Source organism: Psychrobacillus sp. FSL K6-1464 (assembly GCF_038003145.1).
Lineage (GTDB): Bacteria > Bacillota > Bacilli > Bacillales_A > Planococcaceae > Psychrobacillus > Psychrobacillus psychrotolerans.
This window is the reverse complement of record NZ_JBBOOP010000001.1, coordinates 301,693-316,558: the sequence shown is the minus strand read 5'-3', so window position 1 is coordinate 316,558 and position 14,866 is coordinate 301,693. Positions and strand designations below refer to the sequence as shown.

General features: G+C 37.3%; 14 protein-coding genes. 7 read left to right on the top strand and 7 right to left on the bottom strand.

What is annotated here, in order from left to right; genetic code table 11:
- The first annotated feature begins 22 nt into the window (after window positions 1-22).
- Window positions 23-1,774: an ABC transporter ATP-binding protein gene (locus tag MKX39_RS01600; RefSeq protein ID WP_340768010.1), complete on the top strand. Its 1,752-nt coding sequence runs from the start codon at window positions 23-25 to the stop codon at window positions 1,772-1,774.
- A 51-nt stretch (window positions 1,775-1,825) separates the two neighbouring features.
- Here the strand turns inward: MKX39_RS01600 and tatA are convergent, their stop codons facing one another.
- Complete coding sequence (tatA, locus tag MKX39_RS01595) at window positions 1,826-2,032, bottom strand: twin-arginine translocase TatA/TatE family subunit (RefSeq protein ID WP_093536286.1); 207 nt, start codon at window positions 2,030-2,032, stop codon at window positions 1,826-1,828.
- Between the two features lie 471 nt (window positions 2,033-2,503).
- On the opposite strand from tatA, the gene MKX39_RS01590 reads away from it, so the two are divergent.
- The 3 genes from MKX39_RS01590 to MKX39_RS01580 all read left to right on the top strand — a co-directional run bounded on the left by MKX39_RS01590 (window position 2,504) and on the right by MKX39_RS01580 (window position 5,367).
- The gene (locus tag MKX39_RS01590) at window positions 2,504-2,761 is read left to right on the top strand and encodes a hypothetical protein (protein ID WP_093536288.1); all 258 of its coding nucleotides are present in this window, start codon (window positions 2,504-2,506) and stop codon (window positions 2,759-2,761) included.
- Window positions 2,762-2,843: 82 nt separating this feature from the next.
- Complete coding sequence (locus tag MKX39_RS01585; protein WP_340761252.1) at window positions 2,844-3,623, top strand: gluconate 2-dehydrogenase subunit 3 family protein; 780 nt, start codon at window positions 2,844-2,846, stop codon at window positions 3,621-3,623.
- A 28-nt stretch (window positions 3,624-3,651) separates the two neighbouring features.
- A complete protein-coding gene (locus tag MKX39_RS01580) occupies window positions 3,652-5,367 on the top strand; it encodes a GMC family oxidoreductase (protein ID WP_093536292.1) in 1,716 nt (571 codons plus the stop codon).
- 178 nt (window positions 5,368-5,545) lie between these two features.
- Here MKX39_RS01580 and MKX39_RS01575 read toward each other — a convergent pair whose 3' ends face one another.
- From MKX39_RS01575 to MKX39_RS01565, 3 genes are read right to left on the bottom strand one after another with little or no spacing between them, the layout of a single operon-like run.
- Window positions 5,546-6,253 (bottom strand): alpha/beta fold hydrolase, encoded by a 708-nt coding sequence (locus MKX39_RS01575; protein WP_340768007.1) that lies wholly within the window; start codon window positions 6,251-6,253, stop codon window positions 5,546-5,548.
- Window positions 6,250-6,861, bottom strand: coding sequence for a histidine phosphatase family protein (locus tag MKX39_RS01570; RefSeq protein ID WP_340768005.1), 612 nt, complete (start codon window positions 6,859-6,861; stop codon window positions 6,250-6,252). Before MKX39_RS01570 ends, MKX39_RS01575 begins: the two co-directional genes overlap by 4 nt.
- Window positions 6,862-6,876: 15 nt before the next feature.
- Window positions 6,877-7,254, bottom strand: coding sequence for a PH domain-containing protein (locus MKX39_RS01565; protein ID WP_340761247.1), 378 nt, complete (start codon window positions 7,252-7,254; stop codon window positions 6,877-6,879).
- Window positions 7,255-7,534: 280 nt separating this feature from the next.
- Here MKX39_RS01565 and MKX39_RS01560 point away from each other — a divergent pair, with 280 nt between their 5' ends.
- The 3 genes from MKX39_RS01560 (at window position 7,535) to MKX39_RS01550 (ending at window position 10,378) form a co-directional block, all read left to right on the top strand.
- On the top strand, window positions 7,535-7,792 hold the full coding sequence (locus MKX39_RS01560) for a hypothetical protein (protein WP_093536300.1): 258 nt from the start codon (window positions 7,535-7,537) through the stop codon (window positions 7,790-7,792).
- A gap of 62 nt (window positions 7,793-7,854) precedes the next feature.
- Window positions 7,855-8,616 (top strand): gluconate 2-dehydrogenase subunit 3 family protein, encoded by a 762-nt coding sequence (locus tag MKX39_RS01555; protein ID WP_340768004.1) that lies wholly within the window; start codon window positions 7,855-7,857, stop codon window positions 8,614-8,616.
- A 46-nt stretch (window positions 8,617-8,662) separates the two neighbouring features.
- Window positions 8,663-10,378: a GMC family oxidoreductase gene (locus tag MKX39_RS01550; protein ID WP_340768003.1), complete on the top strand. Its 1,716-nt coding sequence runs from the start codon at window positions 8,663-8,665 to the stop codon at window positions 10,376-10,378.
- Window positions 10,379-10,545: 167 nt separating this feature from the next.
- On the opposite strand, the gene MKX39_RS01545 is transcribed toward MKX39_RS01550, so the two are convergent.
- The 3 genes from MKX39_RS01545 to MKX39_RS01535 all read right to left on the bottom strand — a co-directional run bounded on the left by MKX39_RS01545 (window position 10,546) and on the right by MKX39_RS01535 (window position 14,607).
- Complete coding sequence (locus MKX39_RS01545; protein ID WP_093536306.1) at window positions 10,546-11,988, bottom strand: carbon starvation CstA family protein; 1,443 nt, start codon at window positions 11,986-11,988, stop codon at window positions 10,546-10,548.
- A gap of 151 nt (window positions 11,989-12,139) precedes the next feature.
- On the bottom strand, window positions 12,140-12,868 hold the full coding sequence (locus tag MKX39_RS01540) for a LytR/AlgR family response regulator transcription factor (protein WP_340768002.1): 729 nt from the start codon (window positions 12,866-12,868) through the stop codon (window positions 12,140-12,142).
- The gene (locus tag MKX39_RS01535) at window positions 12,868-14,607 is read right to left on the bottom strand and encodes a sensor histidine kinase (RefSeq protein WP_340768001.1); all 1,740 of its coding nucleotides are present in this window, start codon (window positions 14,605-14,607) and stop codon (window positions 12,868-12,870) included. The genes MKX39_RS01540 and MKX39_RS01535 overlap by 1 nt, the downstream gene beginning before the upstream one ends.
- Between the last annotated feature and the right edge of the window lie 259 nt (window positions 14,608-14,866).

The following is a 14,866-nucleotide window of genomic DNA, read 5'->3' as shown; positions in this document are numbered from 1 at the left end:
AGGAATAGGTAGGTGTTTTACGTTGGAGACGGTTCTAAAGGTTAAAGATTTACATATCTCGTTTCTGACCAGCGACAAAGAATTTGAAGCTGTGCGAGGTGTCAGTTTTGAAGTGAAAAAAGGAGAAACTATTGGGATTGTTGGAGAATCAGGTAGCGGCAAGAGTGTTACCGCTCGTTCAATTATGAGATTACTCCCTTCCCCTCCTTCCTTGTTAAAAAACGGCGAGATTGAATTTCTCGGAGAAAATCTTATAAATAAGTCAGAAAAAGAGATGGAAAGTATCCGAGGGCAAGATATTAGTATGATCTTCCAAGACCCTATGAGCTCCCTTAATCCTACTATTCGAATTGGCAAACAAATAGCTGAAAGTTTGATCAAACACCAAAAGTTATCCAAAAAGGAAGCAAAAAAACAAGCGCTTGACCTACTCAAGTTAGTAGGAATTAAAAATAGCGAAGAACGCTTCAATCAGTATCCGCATGAGTTTTCTGGTGGAATGCGTCAAAGAGTCATGATTGCAATAGCATTGGCTTGTCGTCCTACTCTTCTGATTGCAGATGAACCTACAACTGCACTTGACGTTACCATTCAAGCGCAAATATTAAACCTCATGAAAGACATGCAAGCACGTTTTGGAACATCTATTATTTTAATCACCCATGATTTGGGTGTAGTGGCCGGAATGTGTGACCGAGTAGCAGTCATGAAGGATGGAGAAATTGTCGAAACTGGGACAACGGAAGAAATCTTTGAAAACCCTCAACATGACTATACAAAAAAACTGCTTAACGCTCTTCCAAGATTAGATCAGAAAAAAAAAGCTAAACGTCCTTCTCTCCATTCCCTTGGGACAGAAGACGGAAAACCTCTACTAGATGTACGTTCCCTTAAAATGAATTTCGATATTGGAAAAGGCAATGTACTAAAAGCAGTTGACGATATTAGCTTTTTCATAAAACCTGGAGAAACATTAGGGTTAGTCGGAGAATCTGGTTCAGGTAAGTCTACAACTGGTAGAGCGATACTTCGACTTCATGAACCAACAGACGGAGATGTATTATATCAAGGTTTAGCGATAAATAGACTTAGTAAAGATGAAATGAAAACAATGCGTCGACATATGCAAATGATCTTTCAAGATCCCTACTCTTCATTAAATCCACGCTTTAAAGTATTGGATATAATCGGGCAAGCATTAGATATACACCGTTTAAGTAAAAACAACGAGGAAAGAAAACAGCGCGTGGAAGAATTACTCCTAATGGTGGGACTAAAACCTGAACACGCCATGCGGTACCCACATGAATTTTCTGGTGGGCAACGCCAAAGAATTGGAATCGCTCGGGCACTTGCTGTTGAGCCTGACTTTATCGTTTGCGATGAACCCTTATCCGCTTTAGATGTCTCTATACAATCTCAGATTGTCGACTTGCTAGAGGATCTCCAACATCGTCTAGGGCTTACCTATTTGTTTATTGCGCATGACTTATCAATGGTCAAGCATATTAGTGATAGAGTGGCAGTTATGTACGCTGGGAAAATTGTAGAACTTGCAGAAAGCGAGGAGCTCTATTCTAACCCTCAGCACCCTTATACAAAATCATTACTAGCCGCAATTCCAATTCCCGATCCTAAAGTAGAGGCCAAGAAAAAACGGTCTCTAATGGAAGACAACTTAGAAATAGATAAATACCAATTGAGTCAATCCGAGTTAATAGAGGTATCCCCGGAGCATTGGGTAGCTATTCCTAAACAACATGCTCAAATCTAGCAACGCATATTAACGCATGCAAAAAGCCACCTAAATAGGTGGCTTTTTGCATTAGATATTTTTTTTAGTTTCTGTTTCTTTATCTTCTATTCTAAATTCTTCTGCAACATCGTCTACTATATCTTTAGTTGAGTTTTTGAATTCTTTTAACGTCTCTCCAACTGCTCTACCCAATTGAGGTAACTTTTTCGGACCGAAAACGATTAAAGCAATGATTAATATAATGATTAAACCTGGTATTCCGATATTTGGCATTATAATCTCTCCTATACTTTTTCTATATAATTTTCACGTGGTTTTTGCAATAGTTGTTTATCTGACAAAAAATATTGGTTGTTTTGTATCAATTACACATTATACTCCTACGTTTAAATTTGTAAATACCTAAGTACTCAAAATGAATTGTGTGAGCTTGAAACGTCTCCTTAATACAAAATCTACTTTTTTCACTTCGTTAACTTTCTTGAGCTTTGTTTATACAACTAGTTCTTTAGCTTTTTTTACCTTCAAAACACTAGTTACTTTATACCAAAAACATAGGCGTTTTTACTATAAATTTGCAATATTTATGCGAATTTAATGTTTTTTCAGAATAAAATTATATTTTATAATCCGAAATAAATATGTAGTATTGAAGAAATAAAAGGAGTAGACTGGTAAACGGTTGTTTTGTTATGTATAAAAATTACATTTTCATAGTTTTGTGAACTATGTTAAAGGAGAATAAAAGTGACGCAATATAACTTAGAAGAATTAAAACTGTTGAATCAAGTAATTTTTGCTTTATTTATAGTAGCAGATTTAGCACTTGGTCTCTTTTACTATAATAATGAGTTCCCTTGGTTCGCGTTAATAGGTTCAAGTATTGGACTAGCTATTATTGTTCTTTGCTGGACTGGAAAAAAATATATATACTTTATCGCTTTTTTATTGGTTTATACGATCCTATTTTCATTAGTTTATAACTGGCATTCATTTTTTCATTAATTAGATTATTTTTTTAATTCATTGTTTACTTGAATAAACAATTTAAGCTATTTTTCTACTAATTTACGTTGGAGGTTATATTATGTCAGAACAGGAAAAAAAGGCTCCATACTTAGATAAACGTTCATCTAGACGTACATTTATCAAAAATTCCGGATTAACAGTTGGTGGAGTTGTACTAGGTGGAGCACTCGGTTCTTTACTAGGTAAAGATTCAACATCTAAAACTCACGAAACTGGCGTTCATTCAACATCTGCTGCGGTGAATTACAACCAAGCACTAATGTATTTTGACAAAGCACAATTCGATACGATAGATGCGGCAACAGAACAAATTTTCCCTAAAACTGAAGTAGGACCCGGTGCGAAAGAATTACTTGTTGCATATTATATCGATCACCAACTAGCAGGAAGCTTCGGCCTTAACTCAAGAGAATATATGACTGGTCCTTTCTTCCCTGCAGAAGCAGTTCCACAACAAGGGTACCAAACCCATTTAAATCGTCAGCAAGTTTTTAACCTTGGAATTACAGCTTTAAATACAGAGGCTGCGAAGAAATCCGATGAGAAACCTAAATTTGCTAATTTAACAGAAGAACAACAAATCGAGATCTTAAAAGATTTCGAAGCTGATAAAGTTAAATTAAGCGGAGCTGTTAGTTCATCCTTTTTCTTTACTTTGCTTAGAAAAGTAACGATTGAAGGAGTATATGCTGATCCAATGTATGGCGGTAATAAAGATATGGCTGGTTGGAAAATGAAAAATTTCCCTGGACATCAAACGAATTATATGAACGTATTAGAAAAAGATGAATTCGTGAAAATCGCTCCTATGAGCTTAAACTCGCAACATCAACATTAATATCTACCAATAGAAAGGGTGAAAAACTTTGGCAACTAAATTACCAAAAACAGATATAGTTTTAGTAGGGGTAGGTTGGGTAGGCGGTATTATTGCAGCTGAACTTACAAAAAAAGGATATAAAGTGGTAGGTATTGAACGTGGTAAAGAACGTTCTACTGAAGATTATTTTATGGCTCACGACGAATTACGATACGCAGATCGTAAAGAAATGATGCAGGATCTTTCAAAAGAAACACTTACATTCCGTCATAATACGACACAACGAGCATTACCTTATCGTGAATGGGGTAGCTTCTTAATTGGAGAGGGAACAGGTGGTTCAGGAGAGCATTGGAATGGACAAACTTTCCGCTTCTTACCATACGATTTCGAGATCTATTCAGAAACTGTTAAACGTTACGGAAAAGGTAAAATCCCTAAAGGGATGATGCTTCAAGACTGGGGTATAACTTACAAAGAGTTAGAACCTTACTTTGATAAATTCGATGCTATGACTGGTATTGGCGGCGAACCGAATCCATTACCTGGTTCTCCACAAGTTAAATATCCTAACCCACCAATGTTGGAAACACCTGTTACAGCATTATTCAAAAGTGCAACTAAAGATCTTGGATATCATCCATACCATATGCCATCTAACAATTTAACACAACCATATACAAATCCAGATGGTATTGCTCGTAGTGCTTGCCAATATTGTGGTTTCTGTGAACGTTTTGGTTGTGAATATGGAGCGAAAGCATCACCAGTAGTTACAGTATTACCTGTAGCTAAGGAAACAGGTAACTTCGAAGTTCGACCTCATTGTGTAGTACGTAAAGTTCTACACACGAACGGAAAAGCTACAGGTGTACTTTATGTAGACACACGTACTGGTGAAGAGTTTATTCAAGAGGCAGATGTAGTTGTAGTTTCAGCCTATCAAATGAATAATATTAAACTTCTATTAAATTCTCAACTTGGCCGCCCATATGATCCAGTTACTGGTACAGGAGTTATTGGTAGAAACTATGCATATCAAACATATTTGGGTACTGCTGTTGGTTTCTTCGATAAAGATTTTAATATGTATGCTGGAGCAGGTGCTCTAGGAGCTCAAATTGATGACTTCAATGGAGACTTCTTTGATCACACTGACTTAGATTTCTTACATGGTGCTACAATTCATATTACACAACTAGGGGATCGCCCTATTGCGAATAATCACGTACCACCAAACGTTCCAAGTTGGGGCAAAGAGTTTAAAGACGCTTCTGTCCAAAACGCAAACCGAGCTCTTATCATTAAAGCACAAGGAGCTTCCCTTCCTTGGCAAGATAATTACATCGATCAAGATCCAACGTATAAAGATGCATTCGGTGACCCATTACTTAGAATGACGTTCAATTGGAAAGACCAAGACCGTCAACTAATGAAATTTATGGGCGAAAAATGTGCTGAGATCATGAAGCAAATGGGTGCAAAAGAAGTTAAAATGACTGGTGATGAAATCGGCGATTACGATATTCGTAACTATCAGTCTACTCATAATACTGGTGGAGTAATTATGGGTGCTGACCCAGAAACAAGTGCTTTAAACAGTTACCTACAAATGTGGGATTGTGAAAACGTATTCGTGCCAGGTGCAAGTGCCTTTGCACAAAACTCAGGATACAACCCAACGAACACTGTTGGCGCATTAGCATATCGTGCTGCTGAAGGTATTGAAAAATACTTAAAAACTGGCGGATCTTTAGTTTAAAACGAGACGCTTCTAAATGAACAAATAATATTTGCTTAACTATAACAATTAATTTCTACTCATAGAATTAGCCAACAACTTAAAAACTGCTACCTTCTTTCCATCAAAGAAGGTAGCAGTTTTTTAATATATGGATTCATCCTCAAACTTCCAACTACTCTTTTGGTTTCTAAGAAACTTACACAGTCTTTATAAATACTTCTAATATCTTTGTGTAAATTTCAGGCTGTTCATCATGAACCAAATGCCCTGCAAACGGTACAATTGCAATACGTACATTTGAATTTATCTCAGGATAAATGGATGCACCGATAGTTTCATTCCGCTTTTTCTCCCCTACGATGAATAGTACTGGGAATTCAAATTTTGTGACTGCCTTTACATCTTCAAATGGATACCAGTTTTCATTTTTTCCAAAATGAATGAACTGTCGCCAATCAGATTCATGTAGGTGATCAAAGTAATTAGCGAATTCTTTGTTTTGTAATAAATTATTTTGCCCATTAACATCTTCCTTATGGATTTCCAACCAGTTGTCCGGCTTTACTGGTGTAACTCCTGAAATAGCTAACGTAATAACCCTTTCTGGAAACATGTGTGCAAATTTAATTGCTACAAGTGCACCCAACGAACACCCTACGAGATGAACAGCAGAAACTTTTAAATAATCCAGCGTTTCCAATAAATCCTTTGCAGAATCCTCAAAGAAATTTTGTATATTTTCTGTTTTAGATCGACCATGACCTCTCAAGTCTGGAGAAATCACTTGGTAATTATGGCTAAAATACTCTCTTTGAAACTCAAAATCTAATAATCCAGTTTGCAAACCTGTATGTACAAAAACGATAGGTTTCCCATTACCCATAACATTTGTATGCAATATCAATCTATCTCACCTTTTAAATGTTCCTGTTTATTTAGAAACCTAATAATCCTTGCCTTCTCTTTTATTTCTAATAGATGGAGTCCGGTATCACTTGTCGCAAACCCAAATTCACTTTCATTAGGATGCTTTAAAAATGCTTTGATGAATTGAGAGATAAACCCACCATGAGAGACAATTGCCACCCGATTATATCCCTGATAATCATGCATGATTTTGTGAAAAATTCTTTCTGCACGAAAGCGAAACTCTAATTCTGATTCACCCTGTTCAATAGGAATATGTAATGGTCTTCCTGCTAGAGGTAGTGGATACTTCACCCGAGCTACCTCCTTAGAAAGTCCCGCTAGCACACCATTATTAAATTCCATTAAATCAGTTTCAATGAGCAAGTTGCAGCCGACGAATTTTTGTAGTATTTCGGCAGTGCCCTTTGCTCTTAATAAAGGACTTGCTAAGATAATATCAGGTGGTAGATGTTCTGCTACGTATGCCCCCATTGTATTTGCTTGCAGCTCCCCTAATTTAGTCAAGGCGAAGTCTGCTCTTCCTTCATGCACTCCCAGTAAATCTGCCTCCGATTGTCCATGTCGTATAATAAGTAACTCCACCTGCACATCTCCCTTTTAACGCATTACATATTCTGCTAATACACTTTGTACCTTATATATATTTAGGGTCTTATTGAATTTCTTTTGTATAGGAACTGAGCTTCCCGATAACCAAATTTTTAGTTCCGCGTCCAGATCAAAGGTGCCAGCAGTTTCAATTGAAAAATGAACGATACTTCTATATGGAACAGAATGATACTCTACCTTTTTTCCACTCATACCTTGTTTATCAATAAGCAATAACCGCTTGTTTGTAAAAACGATTAAATCCCGGATAAGTTTATACGCATGTTCTACCTTTTCAGAAGAGGCTAGTAAATCCTTTAACTCACTTTCAACCTGGCTATTTTCTATCTCCGACACATTCCCCATTAGCCCATCTAAAAATCCCATCTCTATTCCCCCTAATACATTTTAGTAACTATTCAATAGTTGTATCCCAATCTCCTGCTAGGATATGAAAAAAGCCTACTCCCAATTACAATATATTGCTATCGCATAGTAACATATTTCATTATCTGAATATTTTTTTATTTAATTTTTGCAAATATTATCTAGAAACCAAGATAAAAATAGGATACACTGAGTACGATTTGTTTTGTATTATTACTCTTTAATAATTAGTATAAATAAAATTTACTAAACAAATAGTATAAGTCAAAGGAGAAATAAAGTGACGCAATATAATTTGGAAGAATTAAAAATTTTGAATCAAGTATTATTGGCATTATTTATAGTAGCTGATTTTGCTCTAGCTCTTTTCTTCTATAATAGTGCATTCCCATGGTTTGCTTTAGTAGGCTCGGGTCTTGGTCTAGCCATTATCGTTCTTTGTTGGACAGGAAAACAACATTTGTACTTTATAAGCTCTTTAATTGTATTTACTGTACTGTTTTCTATCGTCTATAACTGGCATTCCATTATCCATTAATTTTTTTTGCATAAATATTTACCTAGTTAAAATTCTAAACTACTTATATAGGAGGTTATATTATGACTGAACAGAAAAAAAATACACCTGTTTTAGACAAACGTTCATCGAGACGTACTTTCATCAAAAACTCAGGTTTAACAGTTGGTGGAGTCGTTTTAGGAGGAGCCCTAGGGAGTCTTCTCGTAAAGGATGGAAAGACTACAACGAATGAAACAAATGTGCACTCAAGTACTGCTCCTTCTAACCCAAATGTTGCTTTAATGTACTTTACACCCGAACAATATCGTATAACGGAAGCTGCTTCTGAGAGAATTTTCCCGAAAGATCAAAACGGTCCTGGTGCAAAAGAATTACTTGTTGCCTACTATATTGACCATCAACTTTCAGGCGCTTGGGGCATGGGATCAAAAGAATATACATCTGGACCATTCTTCCCTGGAGAAGATACCCAAGGTTATCAAGGTAGCCAAAATCGTCAACAAATCTTTGAAATTGGTTTAAAAGGAATCCAAGATCACAGCTTAAAAACATATGATAAATCTTTCATAGAACTTTCGGAAGATGAACAAGACGCAATATTAACCGAGTTCGCTGATGGAAATGTGGAGCTTAAAGGTGTATCCTCTGCTCATTTCTTTGGTGTCCTAAGAACAGCAACAATTGAAGGCGCTTACGCTGATCCTCTATATGGTGGTAATGCAAATATGGAAGGCTGGAAGATGAAGAATTTCCCAGGACATCAGATGAGCTTCCTGGATATTATTGAAAAAGAATTTACGAAGATTGAACCGATGGCGTTAAATTCTCAGCACAAACATTAATAGAATCATAGCTATATAGAAATTGACGATTGAGGAGGAAATAATAATGGTAACAAAATTACCTAAAGTAGATGTTGTCACAATAGGTGTTGGTTGGTCCGCTGGTATCATCGCGGCTGAGCTGACAAAACAAGGTAAAAAGGTTGTTGGATTAGAGCGCGGTAAAGAGAGAAAAACAGAAGATTATTTTATGGCCCATGACGAGCTTAGATATGCAGTTCGACATGAAATGATGCAAGATCTTTCAAAAGAAACAATTACTTTCCGTAATAACGACAAAATGCGCTCTCTTCCTATGAGATCTTATGGTTCATTCTTACTTGGTGTTGGTGTTGGTGGTTCTGGTGCCCACTGGAACGGTCAAAACTTCCGTTTCCTTCCATATGATTTTGAACTGCGTAGTAAAACAATTGAAAAATATGGTTTAGATAAAATACCTGCTGATATGACTATCCAAGACTGGGGTATTACATATGATGAGATTGAACCTTATTATGATCAATACGAAAAAATGGCAGGTATTTCAGGCGAAGACAATCCACTAGGTGGAAGACGCTCTAACCCATTCCCTACTCCGGCGATGAAAAAAACAGAGGCAATGCGCTTATTTGATGAGGCTACAAAAAAAATGGGTTATCATCCGTATGTGCAACCTTCTGCCAATCTATCGGAAAATTATACAAACCCAGATGGAATTTCTCGAGTAGCTTGCCAATATTGTGGATTTTGTGAGCGTTTTGGCTGTGAATACGGTGCAAAAGCAGAGCCTGGTGTAACTGTACTGCCAGTTGCAAAAGCTACTGGGAACTTTGAAGTTCGTCCACATTCTGAAGTACGTCGTATTTTATACTCAAACGGAAAAGCTACCGGAGTTCTTTACACAGATTTAACTACTGGGGAAGAATTTGAACAATCAGCTGATGTTGTCGTATTATCAGGATATGTATTTACAAACGTTCGTCTTCTATTACTTTCTGGAATTGGAAGACCTTATGACCCAACTACTGGTACTGGCGTTATTGGGAAAAACTATGCCTACCAAATTCGTAAAGGTAGAGCAACTGGATTCTTCGATGATCATAAATTCAACAACTTTGCTGGTGCCGGCGGTTTAGGTATGATTATTGATGATTTTAACGGAGATAACTTTGATCACACTGATTTAGATTTTATTCACGGTGGGATGATTATCCTTGGTCAAACAGGACAAAGACCTATTGCAAACAACCAAGTTCCATCTGGCACAAAATCTTGGGGTAAAGATTTTAAAGATGCTTCCCTAAAATATACAAATGCTTCCTTAACGGTAAGTGGTGAGGGTGCTTCGATGGCTTATAAGCAACATTTCCTAGACTTAGACCCTACTTATAATGATGCATTTGGAGATCCATTAGTTCGAATCACTTTTGACTTCGAAGAACAAGACCGTCAATTGACGAAGTACTTGGCTGAAAAGTGTGAAGGAATTCTGAAAGAAATGGGTGCGAGTCATGTGGATGTTAGTGGAGATCTTGGGCCTTACAATGTAGCTGAATATCAATCCACTCATAATACTGGTGGTGTAATTATGGGTGCAGATCCTGAGACATCTGCAGTCAACAACTACTCACAAATGTGGGATGTTGAAAATCTATTTGTTGTAGGGGCTTCTTCATTCCCGCAAAATGCTGGATACAATCCAACTGGTACTGTAGGTGCATTATCTTACCGTGCGGCTGAAGGTATTCTTAAGTATATGGAAAAAGGCGGATCGTTAATTTAGTAGTAATTTCATAGAAATAGTCAACAACAAAAAGCTACTCACTTCTTTCTATTAAAGAAGTGAGTAGCTTTTCTCTTACTAACCCCCAATCTTAGGAGGGTATTTAAAAAATCACGGAGAAACTATTTCGTTTCTCCGTGATTTAGTTCATGCAAGCCTATTTACTGTTATTCAGTCACATTATCCACTACTACATCCGTTTCAATCTGGTTTGCTCTATTATTTTTTGCTTTGATAAAGAACATGATTGTCAAAATAATTGTTAATACTATTCCAATATAGAAGGATAGTTCCAAGTCTAACCTAAATCCAATCTTTGCGTTTAAGATATAGACAAAAACCATATAAGTGATAAACAGTGCTGGTATTAGCGACACAATGTAGTTCTTTCCTTTAATGAACAAATACATTGTCGCAATCCATAAGGCGATTGCCGCTGTTGCTTGGTTTGCCCAAGAGAAATATCTCCACAAGATGTTGAAATCAATTTGCGTTAACATCGCCGATATAGCGAACAATGGAACAGCAATCATCAAACGTTTCGCCACTTTTTTCTGATCAATTTTCAAATAATCTGCAATGATTGAACGTGCAGCACGGAACGCTGTGTCACCTGATGTAATTGGTAGTACAACAGCACCCAGTACCGCAATTGTTCCACCAATAGCTCCTAATAAAGTCATGGATACTTCATTAACTACTGCAGAAGGTGTCCCTGTTGCGATAAATTCACTTAATGTTTGTCCGTCTAGCATACTCATTGCCGCTGCAGCCCAGATCATCGCTATGACTGCTTCCGTAATCATCATGCCATAGAATACATAACGACCTTGTGATTCTTTTTCGACAGTTCTCGAAATAATTGGTGATTGTGTGGCATGAAAGCCAGAAAGTGCACCACATGTAATCGTAAAGAACAGAATCGGGAAAATTGGTACATTATCTGGGTGCATGTTTGTTAACGACAATTCTGGAATTGTATAATCAGAGACTAGTAAAGCAACTCCAACCCCCACGGTACCAATCAGTAGTACTGCGCCAAAGTATGGGTACAGTCTCCCGATAATTTTATCAATTGGAAGAATTGTAGATAAGAAATAATAAATAAAAATAACAACAATCAATATCCATAACGCTACTTTACCATCCATTAATAGCGCTAATAAAGAGGCAGGTGTCGTTACAAATACTGTCCCGACTAATAAAAGAAGCAGTAATGCGAAAACGTTTACAATATGTTTCGAAACGTTACCTAAGAACTTTCCAGCTAACTCTGGAATATGTGCACCTTTGTTGCGAATGGAGATCATACCCGTTAAATAGTCGTGTACAGCCCCTGCAAAAATGGCTCCTAAAACAATCCATAAGAAAGCGACTGGTCCGAATAACGCACCCATAATTGGTCCAAAGATTGGACCTGTTCCTGCTATATTTAGCAGCTGAATGAGCGCATTTTTTTGTTTATTCATCGGTACGAAGTCAACGCCGTCTGCATTTGCATATGCAGGTGTTTTTCGAGCATCTGTAGGATCAAAAATCTTTTCAATGAATTTCCCATAAGTAAAATACGCGACAATTAATAGTGCAATCGCACAAAAAAATGTAATCATGTGAGCCCTCCTATTTCCTTCTATTTCCGAATTTGGTTTTTCTTGCCATAAGTTATATTTAGTTTATGGCAAATTTTCAAAAATAGGAGTATTTCGGTGCAACATGCAAGTTTAAGAGTTTAACATGCAAATAGTGGGAGATAACACGTTATTACAGTTCTAAACGCTGGCGTAATTCTTTAACGTAATTTCTACTGACAGAAAGCTTCTGTTCTAATCCTTCCAACTCTAGCTGATACGCACCATTAAACCATGGTGTTAAGCGACTGACGTATTTCAAATTAACGAGATATCCTTTATGAATTCGAAAAAATGAAAATGGTACTAAACGACTTTCAAGCTCTTTCAAAGTTGTCCGCACATCATATCCATCGGTTTGCGTAATAATTTTCGTTACTTTGTCATCTCGATAGATATACAAAATATTCTGCGGTAGAATATAATCGATGTCACCGCCTGTTTCTATCGCCAATTTCCCAAGCTTCTCCATACTGTCAGCCGTTGGTGCAGGATATAACGTCTTTTCTATTCGCTCTATCGTTTGCTCTAGTAGTCTTTCATCATACGGTTTCAATAAATAATCGACGGCATTAATCCGAAAGGCCTCTGCCGCAAATTGTGGATAAGCCGTTGCAAAAATGATGAGTGGCACTTTTTTAAATCCCGACAAGGTTTTAGCTACTTCTATTCCATTCATTTTAGGCATCTCGACATCTAGAAAAACAACATCCGGATGGATCTGTAATGCCTTTAAAATTGCAGCCTCTCCACTCTCTGCCTCTCCTACCACTTGAACTCTTGGAAACTTACCTAGTAAATACGTTAATTCCTCTCGTGCATAGCGTTCATCATCTACAACCAATATAGTAATCGATCCCATCAGGCATCCCCCCCCAATTTAGGAATTCTAAAGGAAATAGCTGTTCCTTCATTCTCTTTACTTACAATCTTTAAACCCGCCTGGTCTCCAAACGTCATTAGTAGTCTACTATTAATATTGAATAATCCTACTCCAGTTCCTGATTCGGACTCGAGCGGCATTGTGCCCAGAACAGCGAGTCGTTCAGGTAATATCCCTTTCCCATTGTCTTTCACGATAATCTCAATTTCTGCATCAAAGTCACGTACCGTCATTTTAACCACACTATTATTTTCCATATCCTTAATGCCGTGGTGAATAGCATTTTCAACAATGGGCTGTAATGTGAAAGGAGGAATCTTTTCATTTAGCAAATGTTCATCCACGTCATATAAAATGGTCAGTCGATCTATAAATCTAGCTTCAGTTATTTCCAAATAAGCTTTAACATGCAATAGCTCTTGCTCAAGTGTTATTTGAGACGCAGTTGTCCCTGTGACATTTTGTCGCAGAAAATAGGATAATGACGTCAGTAGTTTCCTTGCCCGATCAGGATCTGTGCGAATTAACGACACAATAATATTCATAGAATTAAATAAAAAGTGGGGATTGATTTGCGCCTGTAACGCTTTGATTTCAGCCTCTTTTGCCAACTGATAAGCATGATCAGTTTCAGCAATTTCTAGCTGGTTACTTAATAGGGAGCTCAATCCGACAATTAGTTCAATATTATCTTCAGTTATGACTTTTTCAGATGGATAGTATAGTTTCAGTGTGCCAATGGTTTCTCCACGCTGTATAAGTGGGACAATGACTGCTGCTCCTAATTGACAGCCTGGATAATTGCAGTGAATGGTGCCATCATTGACAACAACTACCTCTCCATGTTGTATGACATTTCTGGTTTCATCTGTCCGAATCGGACTACCCCCCTTATGATGATCACTGGCAATTCCAACATGCGCAAGAATGTCCGTTTGGTTGGTCATAGCAACAGCACTTGGTTGTAATTCACGGAATAGAATATTACAAACGGCTTGTGCAGTGACAGTGTTCATGCCGGTGCGTAGGTAGCTTAGTGTTTGATTTGCAATACGCAGCATTTTCTGTGCTTGCAATGCCAATACTTTCTCTTGTTGGCTGATCACATTATAGACAATCAGTATAAATAGTGCAGTTCCTACACCATTAGCTAAAATCATCGGTATACCAATGATCTTAACCAATGTAAGTGATTGCTCAAATGGTTTTGATATCAATAAAATCATAGACATTTGCATCGCTTCAGTAAATGCCCCTATAGCAAAGACAGTAAGCGGTTTAAGTGCCCTTTCTTTTCGATAAAAAATTCCTGCAACAGCTCCCGCTATGATAGTTGATAGACCACAAGACACAGCTGTAAATCCACCTAATGTCATACGATGAATACCTGCAATCAGTCCCGCACCAATCCCCACACGGTAGCCGCCTAACAGACCTGCAACGACCACACCGATAACACGTGAATTTGCAATAGCTTCCTCTGAACTCAAAACTGTTGCGACACTATTAAAATGCAGTGAATTCGTATCGAGTGCAACTCCAAAATACGTTCCCACAATACCAAAAAAGCCAAAAAATAAGATCGCCGCAATCTCCTGCTTGCGATTCAATTTATCACGATACACTAAGTTTTTAAAAAACTGAAAACGAGTCAAAATAAAGGCAACGGCAACAATCATGCCAACCCTCTCAAGCATTATAGCAAGCAAGTCCAACAACAGAATCCCACCTTACAAAACAAACAGATTATTTAAATTATACTGTATAAACAGGATGATACATATCTTATTTCGGAAGAAGTGCACCAGATTCTTACAGTTTGGAATTATCAAATTGGCTGAATCCATTTCATAATTTCATATTTTGGCTGACCTCTTTGTGTTTGTCTCTTTAAAGGTGTTGCGTTTGCTAGGGATAGCCCTTGGCCTAGAAATTTATTCACATGCAAATACTTTGCTTTTTTTAAAGAAAAATAGA